Source organism: Crateriforma spongiae, assembly GCF_012290005.1.
Classification (GTDB): Bacteria; Planctomycetota; Planctomycetia; order Pirellulales; family Pirellulaceae; genus Crateriforma; species Crateriforma spongiae.
In genome coordinates, this window is record NZ_JAAXMS010000002.1 from 801,270 (window position 1) to 821,070 (window position 19,801).

18 protein-coding genes are annotated in these 19,801 nt (G+C 57.8%); 10 read left to right on the plus strand and 8 right to left on the minus strand.

Annotation, left to right across the window (positions count from 1 at the left end):
- Positions 1–45: 45 nt before the first annotated feature.
- Both HFP54_RS07120 and HFP54_RS07125 read left to right on the plus strand, forming a co-directional pair.
- The gene (locus HFP54_RS07120; protein WP_206036031.1) at positions 46–1,710 is read left to right on the plus strand and encodes an alpha/beta hydrolase; all 1,665 of its coding nucleotides are present in this window, start codon (positions 46–48) and stop codon (positions 1,708–1,710) included.
- Positions 1,711–1,781: 71 nt separating this feature from the next.
- A complete protein-coding gene (locus HFP54_RS07125; protein ID WP_235951313.1) occupies positions 1,782–2,882 on the plus strand; it encodes a lipid-binding SYLF domain-containing protein in 1,101 nt (366 codons plus the stop codon).
- Positions 2,883–2,966: 84 nt separating this feature from the next.
- Here the strand turns inward: HFP54_RS07125 and HFP54_RS07130 are convergent, their stop codons facing one another.
- Both HFP54_RS07130 and HFP54_RS07135 read right to left on the minus strand, forming a co-directional pair.
- Positions 2,967–3,221: a hypothetical protein gene (locus tag HFP54_RS07130; protein ID WP_168564551.1), complete on the minus strand. Its 255-nt coding sequence runs from the start codon at positions 3,219–3,221 to the stop codon at positions 2,967–2,969.
- A 10-nt stretch (positions 3,222–3,231) separates the two neighbouring features.
- The gene (locus HFP54_RS07135; RefSeq protein WP_168564552.1) at positions 3,232–3,831 is read right to left on the minus strand and encodes an RNA polymerase sigma factor; all 600 of its coding nucleotides are present in this window, start codon (positions 3,829–3,831) and stop codon (positions 3,232–3,234) included.
- A 325-nt stretch (positions 3,832–4,156) separates the two neighbouring features.
- Between HFP54_RS07135 and HFP54_RS07140 the strand changes: the two genes are divergently transcribed.
- On the plus strand, positions 4,157–4,702 hold the full coding sequence (locus HFP54_RS07140; protein WP_168564553.1) for a carboxymuconolactone decarboxylase family protein: 546 nt from the start codon (positions 4,157–4,159) through the stop codon (positions 4,700–4,702).
- Positions 4,703–4,781: 79 nt separating this feature from the next.
- On the opposite strand, the gene HFP54_RS07145 is transcribed toward HFP54_RS07140, so the two are convergent.
- Both HFP54_RS07145 and HFP54_RS07150 read right to left on the minus strand, forming a co-directional pair.
- On the minus strand, positions 4,782–5,009 hold the full coding sequence (locus HFP54_RS07145) for a hypervirulence associated TUDOR domain-containing protein (RefSeq protein ID WP_206036032.1): 228 nt from the start codon (positions 5,007–5,009) through the stop codon (positions 4,782–4,784).
- Positions 5,010–5,242: 233 nt separating this feature from the next.
- Positions 5,243–6,379 carry a hypothetical protein gene (locus HFP54_RS07150; protein ID WP_168564554.1) on the minus strand — a complete coding sequence of 379 codons (1,137 nt, stop codon included), beginning with the start codon at positions 6,377–6,379 and terminating at the stop codon, positions 5,243–5,245.
- A gap of 262 nt (positions 6,380–6,641) precedes the next feature.
- Between HFP54_RS07150 and HFP54_RS07155 the strand changes: the two genes are divergently transcribed.
- A complete protein-coding gene (locus tag HFP54_RS07155) occupies positions 6,642–8,093 on the plus strand; it encodes a tetratricopeptide repeat protein (RefSeq protein ID WP_168564555.1) in 1,452 nt (483 codons plus the stop codon).
- 83 nt (positions 8,094–8,176) lie between these two features.
- Here the strand turns inward: HFP54_RS07155 and HFP54_RS07160 are convergent, their stop codons facing one another.
- Positions 8,177–8,743 (minus strand): type 1 glutamine amidotransferase domain-containing protein, encoded by a 567-nt coding sequence (locus tag HFP54_RS07160; RefSeq protein WP_146410356.1) that lies wholly within the window; start codon positions 8,741–8,743, stop codon positions 8,177–8,179.
- 217 nt (positions 8,744–8,960) lie between these two features.
- On the opposite strand from HFP54_RS07160, the gene HFP54_RS07165 reads away from it, so the two are divergent.
- Positions 8,961–9,488, plus strand: a complete 528-nt coding sequence (locus HFP54_RS07165) for an MgtC/SapB family protein (protein ID WP_168564556.1) — start codon at positions 8,961–8,963, stop codon at positions 9,486–9,488.
- A 20-nt stretch (positions 9,489–9,508) separates the two neighbouring features.
- Here HFP54_RS07165 and HFP54_RS07170 read toward each other — a convergent pair whose 3' ends face one another.
- On the minus strand, positions 9,509–10,513 hold the full coding sequence (locus HFP54_RS07170; protein ID WP_235951314.1) for an NAD(P)-dependent alcohol dehydrogenase: 1,005 nt from the start codon (positions 10,511–10,513) through the stop codon (positions 9,509–9,511).
- A 470-nt stretch (positions 10,514–10,983) separates the two neighbouring features.
- On the opposite strand from HFP54_RS07170, the gene HFP54_RS07175 reads away from it, so the two are divergent.
- Positions 10,984–11,301, plus strand: coding sequence for a hypothetical protein (locus tag HFP54_RS07175; RefSeq protein ID WP_235951315.1), 318 nt, complete (start codon positions 10,984–10,986; stop codon positions 11,299–11,301).
- Between the two features lie 254 nt (positions 11,302–11,555).
- The gene (locus HFP54_RS07180) at positions 11,556–11,906 is read left to right on the plus strand and encodes a hypothetical protein (RefSeq protein ID WP_168564557.1); all 351 of its coding nucleotides are present in this window, start codon (positions 11,556–11,558) and stop codon (positions 11,904–11,906) included.
- Between the two features lie 44 nt (positions 11,907–11,950).
- Here the strand turns inward: HFP54_RS07180 and HFP54_RS07185 are convergent, their stop codons facing one another.
- Complete coding sequence (locus tag HFP54_RS07185) at positions 11,951–13,177, minus strand: glycoside hydrolase family 117 protein (RefSeq protein ID WP_168564742.1); 1,227 nt, start codon at positions 13,175–13,177, stop codon at positions 11,951–11,953.
- A 917-nt stretch (positions 13,178–14,094) separates the two neighbouring features.
- Here HFP54_RS07185 and HFP54_RS07190 point away from each other — a divergent pair.
- Complete coding sequence (locus HFP54_RS07190) at positions 14,095–15,660, plus strand: sulfatase (protein ID WP_168564558.1); 1,566 nt, start codon at positions 14,095–14,097, stop codon at positions 15,658–15,660.
- Positions 15,661–15,709: 49 nt separating this feature from the next.
- Entirely contained in the window at positions 15,710–17,146 is a 1,437-nt protein-coding gene (locus HFP54_RS07195) for a sulfatase family protein (protein WP_168564559.1), read from the plus strand.
- Here HFP54_RS07195 and HFP54_RS07200 read toward each other — a convergent pair.
- A complete protein-coding gene (locus tag HFP54_RS07200) occupies positions 17,124–18,398 on the minus strand; it encodes a glycoside hydrolase family 117 protein (protein ID WP_197135742.1) in 1,275 nt (424 codons plus the stop codon). The genes HFP54_RS07195 and HFP54_RS07200 overlap by 23 nt on opposite strands.
- 173 nt (positions 18,399–18,571) lie before the next feature.
- On the opposite strand from HFP54_RS07200, the gene HFP54_RS07205 reads away from it, so the two are divergent.
- Positions 18,572–19,750 (plus strand): AraC family transcriptional regulator, encoded by a 1,179-nt coding sequence (locus tag HFP54_RS07205; RefSeq protein ID WP_168564560.1) that lies wholly within the window; start codon positions 18,572–18,574, stop codon positions 19,748–19,750.
- Positions 19,751–19,801 lie beyond the last annotated feature (51 nt).

The window sequence follows — 19,801 nt, forward strand, 5'->3', positions numbered from 1 at the left end:
TTCTGTGTGCCCTTAGCCGAACCCGTTTCGCGTTGCCCGCCGCCGATGCTGACACCTACCAAGCCCGCCCGTGCATTCCTGCCGTTTCAAACCGGCATTCTTGCCGTGCTGTTCTTGCCCGCCTTGTTGTTGACCGCCGGGTGCAGTTCCGAGCCGCCCGGCGAAGCGTCGGTCGCCCCCGATGAAGTCAGGCAAGGCGATCACGCCATGCACGGCAGCGATGCTGATGCCGTGTTGATGGCCGACCCCGACGCGAATCTCGCTTCAGCAGAATGGGTCGATCCAGAGCCGCCTGCCTCCGAAGCCGCAGCCCCGGATTTTGTCGAAGCGGCACCGACCGCAGCACCGGCGATGCCCATGGAATCACCGGATTCGACGGCGGTGGAAAAGCTGGCACCGACACGCGCGCCGGCATCGACCATGGCCGATGCCTCCGGCGATGTCCGTCTTCCGCCGCACTTGGAAGACTTGCCTGCCGGGGCCAGCCACGATCCAGAATCGGGTTTCGCCACCTTGCAGGTGTTTTACGCGACCGATCGTGCCCAGGGATCAACATCGCTTGCCGACTATCGCATGACGGGCGACCGGAACCTTTTCTTGGTCGCGTCGATGGTGTTCTTCGTCCTACTGGGATTCAGCCTGTTCCAGTTGATCCGCCGCAACGGTCGCCTTGCCACGCTGTCGATGATTCTGGCGGGGATGACGGGCTGTCTGACCGGTCTGGTCGTGCTGATGGGACGAGCGAACATTGAAAAACACGGCGTCACCTACACCGGCCAGCGGGGAACGTTGCAGCACGGTGTGTGTAAAGTCACCGTGCCGGATACGCATCGCCGCGGCGAAGTCGAACGGCCGAGTTTGCTGCGATTCGAGTTCGCCGAAGACCAACAGCGACACATCGTTTTGACCCAGGCGATCGAATTGATCCCCGAAGATTTTCATCGGCGTCTGGGGGAATGCATTGACCAGACGACCGACCGCGAACTGTTGTTGTTCATTCATGGCTACAACGTTGATTTCCAATCTGCCGTTCGTCGCACCGCCCAGATCGCCGTCGACCTACCATTTGATGGTGTACCGATTTGCTATAGCTGGCCCAGTCAGGGAACGTTGCTGGGCTATTCGGTCGACGAAAACAACGTCCAGTGGACGACCAGCCATTTGCGGCAATTCTTGATGGACTTGGTGCAAAAAACCGGGGCCCGATCGATCAATGTCGTCGCCCACAGCATGGGAAACCGAGCGATGACTGCGGCAATGCAGCAGATCCAGTTGTCGCACCCCGGCGAAAAGCTTTTCGACCGCGTCGTGATGGCGGCCCCGGATGTCGATGCCGACTATTTTCGCCGCGACTTGGCCGCCCCGCTGACGGATTTGGCCAATCAAGTCACACTGTACGCATCGTCCGACGACCAAGCGTTGATCGCGTCCAAGCAAGTCCATGGATACCCGCGTGCCGGCGAAAGCGGCGACCACCTGGTGATCGTCCCCGGCGTGGAGACCGTCGATGTCAGCGGGATCGACCTGAGCCTGTTGGGACACAGCTATTACGGCGATAGTGAATTCATGCTGAGGGAACTGTACGATGTCGTGCAGTCGCGTTTGCCGGCGTGGCAACGTGAATCCCTGGTCGGTCGCCGGTTGGGCGAAAAAGTGTATTGGAAATTGGTCGAACGAAACGCTTCGGTCGTCCTGCCAACACGCCGCTGACAATGGGGCACGACTGCCCGCACTCTTCTGCTTCGCTTGCTTCTTTCACGATCACCTTGACGGTGCAGCTCATGTCCACGCGTTTTTCCATCGGCGTTCGATACGTCACCGCGGTTTTGGTTTCGGTTTGCCTTTTCACGTCGTCACGGGCGCACGCCCAAATGCGTGAAGAACAAACCGTGCAGCAGGCTCAAGCGGTGCTGAACGAAACGATGGCCAACGCGGCGACACGGATTCCCGCGTCGATGCTCAATGGTGCCCATGCCGTGGCCGTGATCCCGGGCGTGATCAAAGGCAGCTTTGTCGTCGGCGCCCGGCACGGCCGCGGGGTATTGTGCGTTCGCGACGCGGCGGGCCCCTGGCATGCCCCGGTCTTCATCACCTTGACCGGCGGGAACGTCGGATGGCAAATCGGTGTCAATTCATCCGACATCGTGCTGGTGTTCAAAACCGCACAAAGCGTTCAAGGAATCTTGGACGGCAAGTTGACGCTGGGTGCGGACGTGGCGGCCGCCGCCGGCCCGCTGGGCGGACAAGCCAGCGCGGGAACCGATGGCCGTTTGCAAGCGGAAATCTACTCGTATGCACGCACACGCGGGCTGTTCGCCGGTGTGGCCATCGACGGTTCCGTGATCAAGATCGATCAATTGGCCACGGGCGCCTATTACCGCAGCGCCGGTCCGGGCCAACCCGTCATCGTGCCCCCGACGGCCCAGCAACTGACCCAATCCATCGCGGCTGTGACGGGTACCAACACGCCACCGGTTGCACCCGCCGGCGCGATTCCCACCGGACCGGTCCCGGGACAACCTGCCGCCGGCCAACCAGCCGCCGGACCGGGATTTGTCGACCAGTTCGCAACACATGAATCGGACGTGTTGCGGGACGAGTTGACAAAGATTGCACCGGAGCTGTTCGACCTGGTCGATCCACAATGGCAAGCGTTCTTGGCATTGCCCAAAGAGATGTTTGCTGCGTCGGCACACGTCACCCCCGAAAACTTGGCACCGACACTGGCCCGCTATCAGACCGTGGCCACCAACCCGCAATACCGGGCGCTGGCCCAACGACCGGAATTCCAATCGGTGTACGGGCTGTTGCAACACTATCACCGTTCGCTGCAGCCGGATGACCCGAAGGTGCAGTTGCCCCCGCCGCCGGCGATGCACTGACTCGCCGCAGGCGATGCACTGGCCCGCCGCAGGCGATGCACTGACTCGCCGCCGGCGATGCACTGACCCGCCGCAGGCGATGTGTCACTGGGGCCGAACCGTATCGCCATCCAGTTCGCCCAACGCGTCCATCAGTGCTTCGAATTCCGTCTGGCAACAGTGGCACTGTCGCAGATGAACTTCCACCGCTTTCATCGCGTCGGGCACGGACCTGCCTTTCAGACGCAATTCGGCGAACTCCGCGATCTTGCCAAAGCATCCATCGCAATCCAGTGAATCGGATTCGGTGGTGCTGACCAAATTCAGCAACGTGGCAACTTGTTGTTCGGATAATGACATGTTGAAAACCTCAGGCAATCACCGCTTGGATATCTTCGGGCATCAAGCCGGCCGACTCGAACCCAGCTTTTAAACGCCGACGGGCGTCGTGGACCAACTTGTAAATTGCGTTCCGGTTGCTGCCGAGCGATTCGGCCACGCTTTCGATCGTCATGCCGTCCAACAGACCGTTGATCGCCCCACGCTGGCGATCCGTTAACTCGGTATCGATCAATCGACGCAGCAAACGCAGCACATCGTCACGCTCGGTGTCTTGCACCTGACGATCGCTCCACTGGTCCGGGACGACCAGCCGATCGGGCCCGGCGACCGCATCAAGCGAAACGTCATCGTGGTGTTTCCGTCGCAGTTCACTGACGGCGATCCGAATCGCCACCGCCATCGCCCAAGTGGTCAGTCGACTGCGACCTTCGAATTGATCGATCGTTGCCAAGACTTTGACCATGGCGTCCTGCGCCACGTCGTCCGCTTGCAGTGGACCACGCAACCGATTTGCGAAGGCCTTGCTTAGCCCCCTGGCCAACACCTGATGCAGCCGCAAAACGGCCGCGTCATGATCCGGGCCGCCGCCCCGCAAATCTTCGATCCATCGTGCGTCGTCGGGATGCAATCGATTCTCCTTGCCTGCTTCAGTGCGTCCACGGGCCCACGCGCCAGAACCGATCTCTGACGTTTCGTCACACCAGGTGAAGATCGCCGCGTGTGGACCACGTAAGCGTCGCTGTGACGTTGGACGCTCTCACCGCGACTAATCTTACACCGTTCGCACGGTTTGTCCTACATTCTTTGCCGGCGAAGCACGCCCAAGGGTCACCGTGAAAAAAGTTTTTCAGATCCGGGTAAGACCGCCGACCATCGGGGCGTCCCATACACGTCAACGAAATTGACCTTCCGTTTCATTCACAATTTCAAACCAAACTCGGAGCAACCGAACGATGACCCGCATCGCACCTGTCGACGTCAAGAACGCCAATGGCCCCGCCGCTGAGATCTTTCAAGGCGTGAAGAAGAAAATGGGCATGGTCCCCAACATTATCGCGACGATGGCTCAGTCCCCCGCCGTTGCCAACGCCTATCTATCGTTCAGCGGTGCTCTGGCCGGTGGTGCCCTGCCCGCCCCCGTCCGCGAACGAATCGCATTGGTAACCGGCCAAGTAAACGAGTGTGGCTATTGCCTTTCCGCACACACGCTATTGGGCAAGGGAGCCGGACTGAGCGACGAAGAAGTTCTGCGAGCACGACAAGGCACCGCGTCGGAACCCAAAGAAGCGGCGGCCGTCCAGTTCGCACAGAAATTGGTCGAACAACGTGGAAACGTCTCCGACGAAGATGTCCAAGCGTTGCGTGACGCCGGATACGATGACGGTCAAATCGGTGAGATCGTCGCCAATGTGGCGTTGAACATTTTCACCAACTACTTCAACCACGTCGCCGATCCGGAAATCGACTTCCCCGTTGCACCGGCTTTGGCAACGGCCTGACCGGTACGCGGAACGATCAGCCGAAATTTCATTGGGTCCGCCAATCCCATGGCGGACCCAATTTTTTGCGGAAGCCTGTTCAGGCCTTTTCCAATTCACTGTGCAGCTTCAAGACGTTGTTTCCGTCTTCGACGGTCACGTAATAGGCCGGGTTGTCCTTGCTGCCATCACGAGTGATTTCTTTCCCGTCAATCTTGCGGGTGACTTTCTTTTCGAAAACAGACTGGACGGTTCCCCGCCCATAGCCGTTGCCCCACTTCCATTTCACATCAGTGCCTTCGTTGTACTTGTCCATGATTCTCTTCATCTGTGGTGTGTCGGTCGAACGCACGTCGCGATCGGCGAAGCAGGTCTAGGATGCACCCATCGTGCCAAACCGGCGGATCGATGGATCAACCCTCGCCCGGTGACCGTTTTCGCGACTGTCTGCCGAAACAAATTTCAAGCGAAGGTCACATTGCCACAAAAAAGACGTCTTCGTGGAATCCTGGGATCCCGCGAAGACGTCATCGTGAAAGCATCAATGAAAGACGAACGGTCTTAGCGCACGGTGGCAGATCCACGGCCACGAACCGATGCCTGACCGCCGATCGACTGTCCAGCCGCATCGATCTGTTGCGAAGCATTCGCACGAAACCGTCCCCGTGCTTTGACCGCGTTTTCCGAGACGGCCGCGGTGGCACGCTGGCGTGCTTCGCCGGCGGCGGCAATCTGCGTTTGGGTGAAGGCGTCCAACTGTGCCTCGATCTGATCCGCCCGCATCATCAATTCGGCATTGGCATCAGCCAAAGCTTGGTCGCGCATCTGCGAGATCTCCGCACGACGTTGTTGCGCCGCCGCGACGATCTCCGCTTGCAAATCAGCTTTGGCCGAAAGGAATCCGACCACCGCGGCACGCCCTTGGGCAGACGATTCCGACGATGCACTCTGTCCGGAATCACCAGTTTGACTTGCCTGATCCGATGCCACTTGGTTCATCGACGACGCGACGGTGGACACCTGCGACCTGGACTGGTCGGCTTGATCTGCATCAACGGATGGCTCCGATGACGCGGGTTCCGTTGGTCGCTGTGCTTCGGCCGCGAAACGGCCACTCAACTTAGCGTCGGCGACTGCTGCCGCGTCGACGATTGCCGCCTTTCGCAACGGATTGAATTGACCAAAGATCGAATCGAAAGCCGCGACGTCCTGTTGGGTCACCGCGATGTCACCGATGCCGATCCCCGTTTGTGATCCGACGCGGGCGTTGACACCGACATTCTGATTGGCTCGAACACGATTTCCGTTGACGGAGCCTTTCGCTGACAGGGAAGCATTGGCCCCCGCGGAAACGTCAACGGCACGTTGGGCGCGTGCCGCCAGCCCGACGGCCTGCCGGACCGTTGTGTTCACTTGATTCTGGACGCGTTGTTGAATCTGGTTTTGAACCTGGGCCTGCACACGTCCCTGGATGTTCGACTGCACCTGGGCCTGAACCTTGGTTTGCAGTTGCTGTTGCACCTGAGCCTGAACGCGTTGCTGGACTTGCCCCTGCACCCGTTGTTGGATCTGTTGCTGCGTCTGCGATTGCAAACCAGACAACGCGTTCCCCAAGCCTTGGGCGGACACGGTGGAAGTCAGCGCGACCGTTGCCAGCGCGGCTGCCGTTTTAGCGATACGAAACTTCGTCATCTTCATCCTTGAATTGCGGTGGGGGAAGCGAATGGTCGTCCGTGGGCGAATATCAAAACGAAATGATGCGAATCAAGGTGGCTTTTTGACTCTGGCCTTTCGTATACGTGCTTCGCGGGGCAAAGACGCGAAAAGTTTTCATCAATACGCACGTGTTTGAGATTTCCCCTTGGCCGGATCAGAAAATTTTGCGGCGCCGCCACGCTTGGCCACTCGTGTTTCCGTCTCGGCAATGCATCATGCACGATCGGTTGATCGTCACGACACCATGCGACTGTTGCGAGCGCTCTTGCTCAGTTTCACGGCGTGTTGCCTGATCGGGTCTCCGGTGCAAGCAGACGACACAGACACGCCGACTCCGGCACAATTAAAGATGCTTGCCATGTTGCAAGACAAGGTGGCCGTCAATCCGAACCATTCCGATGGTTGGCGTTCTCTGGGAAGATTGCAAGACACGCTGGGCATGACCGATGACGCGGGACAGTCCTTCCTGAAAGCGGTATCGCTGGACGAGCACAACGCGGCCGCCCATTTCGACCGGGGCCAATACCTGTCCACGCAAGATCCCGTGGCTGCCAACCATCACTTCCAGCGCGTCTTTGAAATCGCCCCGAAAAGCCACTATGCCGATCAGTTGCGATCTCAGGGAATACGAGCCGTTAGCGAACCAAACGACCGGAACAACCGCCCAGAACCCATCACGACAGATTCATCGGACGATGTCGATGGTTCATCAATGCGTTTGGCTTCGTACGAAATCCAGACGTTTGATGGTTCCGATGACGTTGAAACTCGGAAACTGGAACTCGAAAAACAAGCGGAAGACCAGTTAGCGAAAGCCGTCGGTCAACCGACTTCGCCGATTCGGTGGTACTTGGAAACGGGATTGCTGTACAACGACAACATCACCCTGACCCCCGTCAGTCGCGAACTGGCTCAATCCGATAGTGCCAGCTTTCAAGGTTTCGCCAGCCCCGACGTCGACTGGAAGATCGTCAATCGCGACGCGATGCGTTTGGGCCCGCTATTTCGTGGATATTTCACGCTGAACGAATCGGCGTTTTCACAGTTCAATCTGGCCAGCTTTCAACCCGGTGTCTTTGTCGAACACGATCGACCGGTTGGTCAGTCCGACACCATCTTTCGATTGGAAACGGTCTATTCCCGAGACCTGTTTGATGGATCGACGGTGGGTGATCGTTTGGCAGGAACGTTATCCGCGACGACGATTTTGCCCAGCCTCGATGCGTACTATCTGTACCTGACCCTGGCAGATTCCGATTTCCGCGATGATGGATCATTGCCCACACAGACATCGTTGGATGGAACGACCTACACGACAGGGATCAGCCGGTTTTCCAGAACCCGGTGGAAACGATTGCCCACCTATGCGATCGGCGTCGATTTGGAACGTGCCGATACTGTCGGTGATGATTACCGGTATTGGTCGTTCAACACACACGCATCGATGACCTACCACTGGACAAACCGCTGGTCGCTGATACCCACACTGGGACTGGGGTATCGAAGCTATGCAGATTTCACCGGACCGGTATCGCGGGACGAGTTCTTTTGGCGACTGCACGGCAGGCTGCAGTATGCGTGCAGCGAACGGTTGAAGATTGCTTTGGTTGCCGGCCACGATCGATTCGCGACTGACAATGACGACTATGACACCGAACGAACCGAAGGCGGACTGGTCATGACCTGGACCAATTGATGTTCGAAATCGCCGTGCCAGCACGATGATCGCCCGCGGATCGCCGCCACGACGTGGGCGACGACCGATCAAATGTCGGTGTTTCAGACCGTTTGCGCCGCGTGCTTACCTTCGGCGAATTCCTCGATGGCTTTGTCACAGAACGCGGGCAAGTCATCAGGGTTTCGGCTGGTCACCAACCCTTGATCGCAAACGCATTCTTCATCGACCCATTGAGCCCCGGCATTGACCAGGTCGGTCTTCAAACTGGGCCATGACGTCACCGTTCGATCACGAACCACGTCGGCTTCCACCAACGTCCACGGTCCGTGACAGATCGCGGCAACCGGCTTGTGCTGCTTAAAGAAGTCACGAACGAAACTGACGCTGACATCACAGGTTCTCAGTGCGTCGGGGTTCATCACACCACCGGGCAAAACCAAGCCGTCGAAGTCTTCGGCCGATGCATCATGGACGCTTAAGTCGACATCAAACTTGTCAGCCTTCTCGTCATGGTTGACACCTTGAATTTGCCCTGTTTTGGGAGAAACCAGAACAACCTCGGCACCGGCGTCTTGGATAGCCTGCCATGGCTTGGTCAATTCGACTTGTTCAAAACCGTCGGTTGCCAGAAATGCGATTCGTTTTCCTTGCAGCGATTGACTATTCATCAGAGATAATTTCCCTTCGAAATTGTTGGTGGTTTGATCGGGGACCTGGCAACGGAGCCAGCGGATCCCCGCAGAAAACTTCAAGAAACCCAGACGTCGCACATCGCGCGCCAGTCGCACCAACCGTGACCATCCGGCGGTGGGAACATGACTTGCAGCCGGCATTGTTTCTACCGCCGACGTTCAATTGCCCCCACGACAAAGGAGAACCCCAGGAATGACATGGTTCGACATGGCCCCAATCGCGGTCGCAGCCGGTCTGGGATTCCTTCTAGGACTGGAACGGGAGATTGCGGGGAAACCGGCAGGAATCCGCACGCATATGATCGTGGCTGCGGGATCTGCGATGCTGATGCTGCTGAGCCAGCGAATCTTTGACGATTTCCAGGGTCAGCAGCCCGATCAGTTGTTGCGATCTGACCCGATCCGTGTCTTGCAAGCCATTGTGGTCGGCATCAGCTTTTTAGGCGCCGGCACCATCGTGCACGATCAACACGAAGGCGTTGAAGGGTTGACCACCGCGGCCACGATCTATTTGACCGCCGGAATTGGTGTCGCCGCCGCCATCGGCCAGACCCGCCTGGCAATCGTCGTCACGGTGGGAGGCTTGGTCGTGTTAGGAATCGTGGGTGCCCTTGAACGCTGCATCGCACGATGGCATCGTCGGAATTCACAACGCGTTGGCGAATCCGATCGACACATTGCACCCGAGTCTCGTCCATCGAAGGACGATTCGCACGAGTGAAATTCATGGACATCAACGCTTTACATCGAATCATTCATCACGACAACCTTGCCACGATCGACGCCCTGTTCGACCCGCCGATGGGCATCGGCCAGTTGCGACAAACCATAGTGACGATCGATGGTGATCTTCAGTTTTGATTGCCGGTACAAATCGATCAGCTGCAACAAGTCTTCGCCGTTCGGTTTTGCCAGCATGATCCGGCCGGACTTCGAAAGCGGCCAAGTCAGCAATGACACCGCCAAGCCCGACAGATTCGGCTCGGTCGACACGTAATGCCCTCCGGACGCCAGGGCCGCCCGTGCTTGGAAATAGCTCGACTTTCCTGCAGCGTCAAAAATGATGTCCCACGTCTGTCCGGTCTGGGTGAAATCGATTTGGGTGTAGTCAATGAAGCCGTCCGCACCGAGCGAACGACAATACGCTTCGTTGTCACCACTGGCCACCGCATCGACGTGACACCCAGACGCTTTGGCGATCTGGACAGCGAACATGCCGACACCTCCACTGGCACCATTGACCAAGACCCGATTTCCCGCCTGCATTTTTGCGTGATCACGTAACGACTGCAGGGCTGTCGTCCCAGCCAACGGCATCGCCGCAGCCTCGTCAAATGGCAAATCATCAGGAATCTTTGCCACACAATGGACCGCGCATGTCGCGTAGTCCGCCGAAGCCCCGCCGGTTAAATGTTTCAAAAACGCAATCACGCGATCACCAACTTGGAAGGGGCCGTCCCCACCGTTGTCAGCGACATACCCCGCCACGTCATATCCAGGAATGCGAGGAAAGCCTCCGGGCAGCACCGCCCGCATCTCACCTTGCCGCATTCGATAGTCGATAGGGTTCACGCTGGATGCCACCACCTGCAACAGCAACTGCCCCGGTCGACGGTGCGGCACGTCCACCGTCGACGACTTCAAGACAGACGCATCGCCGTAGTCTTCGTACGTGACGGCCGACATTGTCGAACCAGCAGGGCGAAGGGGAATAGACTGGGCGTTGGGCATATCAATCGTGGTCATTATTGGGACTCCTGGCGGCTTTGGGTTTGACGCCCAGAAATCCACCTTTTCAACAGACTAGATGTAAGCCAACGGTGTCCTGGGCGGAATATTTTGGTCGGCATTGGGTCAAAGGGATCCCCCATACCGTCACAGGCATCACTGGATGCAATCACCGTTCCAATGCACGATCAGTGCACACCGCCACACCAACGGCGCCACTGACAATTGTTCACATCGAAGTTCATGCACCCGTGAACCGGCAATGTTCGACTCATGCCCATGTTGATCGCTTTACGAGCACTTGGACCGTTCCAGACCAACTGCCCATCGATTCAAGGATCAATAAGACGCTGGATTACCCGTCTGCACGTCGCCGTCCGCAACGTTTTCACCGCGTGGCGCGCCAGTTGCGACTTTGCTTCGCTTACGTTTTGAAATCCAGAATCTGTCGATCCAGATTCCACCGATAACAACTTCAGGAGACTTTGATGTCGACCATTGCAAAACAAGCTCACGTGGACCGCGAAAGCCAAGCTCACGCGAATCGCTCGAACGAAACATCCCATTTGCCCGAACCAGGCAACCAGCAACCCAGCGAAGGCTATTTGACACAGTCGATCGAGCAACAGACCGCCAAGTTGCCTTCGGATACTTGGCTACTTGCCGCGGGCGGTTCCATCGCACTGTCGATGTTTCTGCAAGCGACCGGACAGAAACAAAAATCTCTGTTTGTCGGAAATTGGGCCCCGACTTTTCTGCTGCTGGGCATCTACAACAAGATGGTCAAACAGCACGGATCGGAATGAGTTCCGGCAATGTTGGCCCGATGGCGCGCCGCCGTCGTCACACCTCCACCTGCGGCGACGGCCTGCCAGTTCGGCCCGACCGGTTCTCAATCGGCCCGGCAAATGCAGACGACTTATGGCTGCCATACAAACGAATGATGTCGGCGACACGTGACAGCCACGCCAGCATGCTGCCCAATCGCCGCTGGCACGAGCCTCCCTTCGCGGCAGGGACGACCTGAAATGCCGCTGGCCAATACCGCAGGTACCCACCGATGAACGACTGCAACCCCGAAATAGACGCCCAACTGAACGCACTGAGTGATCTGTGCTGCGAAACGCTGGGAACCGAACGAACATTGGATCCCGATCGTGTTCAGCGTCTGACCAAGGCCTTGTTGATGAGCGGGTTTGTTCAGAAGGATTCGCAACCGCTAAGCGCGGAAATCGGGTCGCGTGCGCGGAACCGGTGCCTGGACACCGCGATGCACCGGGGCGGCGAATTGAAGGCAATCACCGAATCGATTCAGAAAGCTTTCAACCGGCAAGTCACCTGGGAAAGCGTTCAGCCGTCCAAAGACAGCGGCACACGACCGGCAAACATCAGCTCGGCGACCGACGCCTGACCCACGCGCCGGTCTGCCAAACCGATGACCTTCGGCGACCGAAGCTATTCCGCCAAATCCTTTTCGGCCGCGTCGATCAGCTGTTTTCGCTTTCCCGCATTGACTTGGCTATGAAAGTAGACCTCCGGCGGAAACCAATGTTCGGGCTCCTTCATCCACTCATCGTGAACATCCAGGCTCAGATCACAATCAAAACGGTACAGGATGCTGTGTTTCTTGTCCTTCGTTCCGGCACCGGTGTGATGGCATAGTCCCCAGGTGATGCCACGCCCGTTGTCGTTACCATCGAATGCATCGGGGACATAGGGGCCCGATGCGATGGGCATCAGGCTGACGCTGGAAGCCACTTGAAAATTGACGCCATCGGGTGCGTATTGAATCGTGTTGTGTTCGTTCCCGTGGCGAATCACCATCGCGGCGATTCCTTCTTTGAACGGAAACAGCCCCGTTTCATGCCCCGAGTTCAGCACCGGATTCAACGGATGCTTGGTGTAGGGGCCCAGTGGATTGTCGGCGATCGCCAGGCCCGTAAAGCGAACCGGTCGTGGCTTCCCGTTCGCTTCGGACTTGTAGTACAGATAGATCTTTCCCTTATAAACCAGAGGGTACGGATCGTGAATCGAGTACTGGTCCCATTGCCCTTTCGACCCGTTGGGAATCACAACGTTACCGACCGCATGCCAGGGCCCATCGGGTGAATCAGCCCAGGATGCGGTGACCGGACAATCGTCACCGCGAGTCCCCGACATTTCCAAAAACGCTTGATAGAAAAGGTAGTACTTGCCTTTCCAAACCAAGACATCGGGAGTGGATACCGAACGCCAGCCCGCTTGCGGCTTCGGCGGACGTTTGACGGCAACACCCTGTTCTTTCCAAGTGAAACCGTCTGTGCTGGTGGCATACCAAATTTCGGCCAGATCCCAGTCGGTCGACGGAATGACATCGGTTCCACCCGCCGCACCACGGGGCGGCGTCGGCGTGCTGCGATGCGTGTACCAGACGTAGTATTTGCCGTTCGCCTTGACGATCTTGGAAGGATCGCGACGTGAAATCGTTCCGTCGCCGTCGTGATAATCCAGACCTTCGATGGGCGAATGCCGAAACTTGGTGAACAGTTCGTTGTCCCACGTCGACGGGGCGATGTACTGCTCGTAAGCCCGCTCCATCGCAGCGCTCAATTCCATGTCGGGTTTCTCCGCCGGCACACCATACGGATACACCGTGTCCTGGGCGGATGCGGTGACAGCAACGACCACCACCAGGCTGGCCATCGACCAGCGAAGGCCTTGGGTGCAGGCGGCGAAGGACCGGGCGACGTGGTGTCGAGTCTTCGGCGATGGTGTGCCCAGATCGCTGGGCGGGGCGGGACGAACGGATCCACTCATGGTGAAGATCTCCTGAGTCAAAATCGTCATAAGGTGGGGCCAGATTAGGTGGGCTGTGACGAAGCATCCCGATTCCCGGACGATCGCCACGACCCTGATTGTAAATTGTCGACAATCGTTTGCCAAGCGAATGCCCGGATCTACATTGTCCGCGAAGCCCGATCGTCAAACTTGCCGACAAGCCGGATGTCGATGGCCTGCCCCGACCAACGTATACAACCCGGTGGTGCAACTGGATTTCGGCTCAAGAGGTGAGCGGCAAGGCGCTAGCCGCCGGTAACCCACCACATGAGCGGCAAACCGCCAGCCGCCGGTAACCCACCACCACATGAGCGGCAAGGTGCTAGCCGCCGGCAACCCAACACCACATGAGCGGCAAGGCGCTAGCCGCCGGTTCCCCACCACCACATAAGCGGCAAGGCGCTAGCCGCCGGTAACCCACCACCACATAAGCGGCAAGGCGCTAGCCGCCGGCAAACCAACACCACATGAGCGGCAAGGCGCTAGCCGCCGGTAACCCAACACCACGTAAGCGGCAAGGCGCTAGCCGCCGGTAACCCAACACCACATGAGCCGCAAACCGCCGCACCTCATCGACAATGCCGGCAATCAGCCGGTACCGATTCCTTCGGCGAACGAAAAATGACGTTCGCCTCTCGACAATTGAAATTTGACGCACCACCAGCCGACCGGTTGGACACCAAGTTACGCCGACCTTCGAATCCCCTTCCCCAGCCTGCCCCAACCGCACCGTGATGTATTGGATCTTCCCTTGGCGATCTGTCGCCCGACTTGTGACAGGGATGCTGACAATCGTGGTCAGCATCGCGTCCCAGTGCCCGTGCCACGGCGATACCACCGAAGCATCGCGCGGGCGACCGAACATTCTGTTCATCGCCGTCGATGACTTGAACGATTTCAGCGGGTTCGCGTCGGAGGAACCTGGAAATTTTCTGCAAGTGATTTACCCCGATCCAGAGGTTCGGCGGCAGGTAGCCGGCCGACTGACGCCGACGTTGAATCGATTGGCCAAGCAATCATCTCCGTTCGTGCGTGCATACTGTGCCGCTGCATTGTGCGGCCCATCGCGCACCTCTTTGATGACCGGGGTCGCGCCACATGTTTCCGGATACTATTTGCACGACCGCCACTTTCGACTGTATCCCACGTTGTCCGACGTGGTCACCTTGCCGCAACAGTTGCGTCGACACGGCTACTTCACCGCTGGCGCCGGAAAGATCTTTCATAAAGCGGTTGGGGATCGCAACGGTGCATTGAAGGACGACTGGGCCGATGCCAGGCATTCATGGGATGCCTGGGTCAATCATGCGCAAGGTGCCGCGGGCAAGCCGGGTCGGTTTTCACCACCCAATGGCGGTTTGATGCAGTTTGGTCGTGGGCACCAACCACAACAGGAAACCGGCGATTGGAAAACGGCGGACTTCATTGCGCGAGTATTGGAAGCCGGTTCGGCAACGGCGACCGCGGCGCGTGGCCGTTTGGGCGAACGACGAATCGCGTTGCCGTCGGATCAACCTTTCTTTCTGGCCGCCGGCCTGTTCCGTCCTCACCTGCCGTTCTATGCACCGGGAGAATTCTTCGATCGATTCCCGACAACAGAAATGACGGGTTTGAATTCCGACAATTTGCGCACCATCGTCGACGACTTGAAAGATTTGCCACCGGGAGCCGAACGTTTCACTGACTACCGTGGCGGCAAGTTCCGCATGATCATGGATCATGCCAAAACGGTCGGTGGCCCTAGCGTCGAAACACAGGCATGGAAAGCGCTGGTGCAATCCTATTTGGCCTGTGTTTCGTTCGCCGATTCTTGTCTCGGACGCATCTTGGATGGACTGCAGAAATCCGAATACGCCGACAACACCGTGGTGGTGGTGTGGAGCGATCATGGGTACCACCTGGGCCCCAAATACCACGTCGCCAAACAAGCGGTGTGGGAGAAAGCCAATCGGGTGCTGCTGGTGATTCGCGACCCGCGTAACCCCGACGCCTGCGATGGAACGCCGCGTCGCCAGCTAGCCAGTCTGAACGATCTGTACCCGACGATCTGCGAGTTGACCGACGTGCCGCTACCGGGTCCCAAGGTCGGTCACAGCCTGGTTCCGCTGCTCAATTCCGCCGACGCCGACCCGGTACGCAACGAAGTCGTCTTCACGTACATGAAAGGAAATCATGGCTTGCGGACGGCCAGGCATGCATTCCTGCGATACCAAGACGGAACGACGGAACTTTACGACATGGACGCTGACCCGCGTCAGCTATCTAGCTTGGCCGGCGACGCATCGTACGCGGAACTGAAAGCATCATTGAATCAGCAATTGGACGTTTGGCTGAACGATCCTCACTAATTCACCTGCTGCTTCCTTTCCATCGAACATGAACACAAGACCGCCCGCCATGAAGTCTTCATTGAACCCAACACCGACACCGAACCGCATTTGGATGATTGCCGCTTTGGTGTTCACGATGCTGTCCGTCGGCGTCGATGCCGAAGAGTCTCCCGACATTGTTTTTGTCATTGCCGATGACTTGGGATATCTCGACGCCGGATTCATGGGAAACCCGGACGTGCAGACCCCTGCATTGGATGAACTTGCTGAACAAAGCATGCAATTTCATCGCATGTACGTGGCGTCCCCCACCTGTGCACCATCGCGTGGTGCATTGCTGTCGGGGCTGATGCCATTCCGCAATGGTGCTGAACCGAATCACTCGCTGGTTCGTGACGACGTCAAACAGCTGCCACGTTATTTCAAAGACTTGGGCTATCAGGTGGCCAGCTTTGGAAAGATCACCCACGGCAAAGATAAGCGTGCCGGATTCGATGTGGACGATCGCCGCTTTTCATTTGAAAACACGCAGATGGTCGACGAATTTTTAGCCAACCGAAAGGGCATCCGACCGCTGTTGATGATGGTCGGCATCAAAGACCCGCATGTTCCCTGGCCCGATACCCCGGATTCCAACTGCGATCCCGCCAAGTTGACGCCGCATCAGCAATTGATCGACACGCCGCAAACCCGGTTTCATCTGGCCCGGTACTACAGCGATGTTCAGCGGATGGACCAACAGTTGGCCGCGGTGTTGCGGGCGACGAAGCAACACCTGGGATCCGACACGATCGTCATCTTTACCAGTGACCATGGTGCGCAACTGCCCTACGGAAAGTGGAACAATTACGACTACAGTTTGCGTGTCCCGTTCTTGGTCCACTGGCCAGGCGTTACCAAGGCAGGCGTGAAAAGTAACGCGCTGATTTCGTTCGTCGACATCTTGCCGACACTGATCGAAATCGCCGGCGGAAAGCCGCCTTCCGCCGGGTTTGGTTCCGGCCAAATTGATGGTCGGTCTTTCGCCGACCTGCTGCGGGGACAGACCGACCAGCATCGCGAAACCGTCTTTTCAACCAACTCATCAGCGGCCCATCACACCTACCCGTTGCGAAGTGTTCGGACCCGACGTTTCCGATACGTGATGAATGTCGTGCCCGAATGGAATTTCACGACACAGACGGACCATAACCCATCGGCCGAAGGTCACGCGATGTGGAAATCATGGATCGCCAAGGCGAAATCGGATCCCGAGGTCGCACAGAAACTGCGGGAATACCATCGCCGTCCCGCCGAAGAGCTTTACGACCTGGAATCGGATCCTTCCGAACAACGCAACCTAGCGGCCGACCCCGGCTATGAAGCGGTCAAACGCCGGCATCGTCGCTTGCTGAATCAGTGGATTCGGCAAAGCGGCGATACGTTACAACGACACGGCCCGCCCATGGACGTCTTGTTGGAAGTCCCGGCCACCCACCAGTCTAAGGCAACAGATTCGCCTTAGTTTCTTCGTCGATACGTGCACGCTGTTCCTTGTTCAAGCCTTGTTGGAAGTGAATCTCCGGCTTGAAATAGACGTGGTGTTTTTTCATCGACGGGTCATCGACATCGCGACTGAGATCACAATCAAACCTGGCCAGAATCGCGTGATTCTTCTTCCAATTTCCCGTGGCGTTGGTGAAGTGCGAAAGTCCCCAAGTGATACCGCGGCCGTCATCGGTATCGGTGAAGGCATCTTTGATAAAAGGGCCGCCCGCGTTGGGCATCAATTCCACGATCGATTTGATTTCAAAGTTGACCCAGTCTTCGGCATACTGGACCGTGTTGTGTTCATTGCCGTCGCGGATAACCAGCGCGGCGACTCCTTTCTTGAACGGGAATAAAGTCGTCTCGTGGCCTGAATTGACCACCGGGTTCAACGGATGCTTGGTGAACGGCCCCAACGGGTCATCGGCGATGGCCAAACCGTGCATGCGAATGTAGGGATCACCGTTGCTGTCGGACTTGTAGTACAGATAGATCTTACCGTTGTGCACCAGCGGATAAGGATCATGAATCGAATACTGATCCCACTGCCCCGGCGGGCCGTTGGGGATGACGATTTTATGAGTCGGATGCCAAGGGCCATCGGGTGAATCAGCCCAGGAAACGGACACCGGACAATCATCGCCGCGGGTTCCACTGGCTTCCATGAAGCCTTGGTAATACAGGTAGTACTTTCCTTTCCACACCAAGATGTCGGTGGTGGTCACCGATCGCCAACCCACGTTCGGCTTGGGTGGTCGCGGCACAGCCACGCCTTGTTCCTTCCAAACGAAACCGTCTTCGCTGGTTGCGTACCAGATGTCGGCCAGATCCCAATCGGCCGACGGAATCACATCGGTGCTGTTGCCCGCGCCTTGTGGCGGTGTGGGGGTGTCACGCTTGGTGTACCAGACGTAATACTTTCCATCGACCGCAATGATCTTGGATGGATCGCGACGCGAAATCGTTCCGTCGTGGCCGTTGTAATCAAAGCCCTTCAAACGCGTGTACTTGAACTGCGTGAACAGCTCGTTGTTCTCCGGTCGCGGCGCCGGGTAGGCCGTGTAATTCCGCTCCATGGCGGCGCTCAGCGGCAAGTCGGGCTTCTGGTCTGGAAACTGATAGGGAAAACCGGTCGGGGGATCGGCGTGGATTTGTCCGCCGGCGGCTGCCAGCAACAGACCCGCCAGCGTTAGAATGACGCGTTCTGGTTCGATCATCTTGGTCAACATCTCGTTGTGTCTCGCAAAGAAACTAGCATGGGGGTGGCCCGCGGCGTTGGACGCAGGGCCGGACCGGCCGATTCGGAACCGGTTTTCCTAGCCTAGCACGCCCTTTCACCGCCCGTGACAGGGGGACCGCAAAGCCAACGACCGCTGCGCAGCTCCGCCCGTCATCCCGCCCGATGCTTGAACAACGTCGCCCGCAAATCGCACTGCTCGTCGAAGCGTCACGCGCGTACGGTCGTGAACTGCTGCGCGGCGTCGCCTACTACGCCCGCACGCAAGTCCACTGGTCGTTGCTTCATCAAGAAATGATGCTGGATTCCACCGTTCCGCCGTGGATGTCTGATTCGCGAATCGACGGGGTGATCGCTCGCGTCGATCGACACGTGATCGATCCGCTTCGCAAGTTGGGTGTCCCGATCGTTGATGTCCGCTGCAACCGAAAGTTTTCGGGCATTCCCCAAGTCGAAACCGACAACCACCGTGTCGCCGAAGTGGCGTTCAAGCATTTGTGGAACCGGGGCTTTCGACGATTCGCGTACTGTGGCTTCCGCTTTGCCACCTATTCCGAAACTCGTCTGGATGCGTTTCGTGCTTGCGTCCAGCAATCCGGGTGCCCGTTCACCGCCTATCAATCCGAAGGCAAGCTGGGCAGCCAATTGACCACGCTGGAATGCCAAGGTCTGTCCGACACCAAACCCTTGACCGAATGGCTTTCCAAGTTGCAGCGTCCCACCGGATTGTTTGTTTGCAACGACATCCGTGGCCAGCAAGTTTTGAACGCGTGTCGCGGTATCGGTATTTCGATCCCGGATGATGTCGGCGTGATCGGTGTGGACGACGACGACGCGATCTGTCTGATGTGCGACCCACCGTTGTCCAGTGTCCGACCCGATGCGGAACGCGTCGGATACCGGGCGGCCGAGATCCTTCACCAGATGATTTCCGGGCATCCGCCGGACCGCGAAGTCGAACTGATTCCGCCGTGCCATGTGTCCGAGCGTGAATCTACCCGAGTCGTTGCCGTTGACGATGTCGAACTGGCCAAGGTGTGCCGATACATTCGCCAGAACGCTTGTCAGGGAATCAACGTCAACGACATCACAGAAATCTCCAATCTGTCGCGCCGGCAATTGGAACGACGGTTTCGTGAAGAACTTGGACGCACACCGCACGAGATGATCACCGCGACGCAACTTGATCGTGTCAAACAACTGCTGCGTGAAACCGACATGACGCTGGAACAGATCGCGGCCAAAGCCGGCTATGCCCACAAAGAAAGCCTGAGTGCGGTTTTCAAGCGCGAAACCGGATTGACCCCAGGCGTGTATCGCACCAAACACCGCGATTCCAAATAGTCGATCGGTGTCGCGATCCCTTACGTGATTGACGCAATCTTTGACCCCACC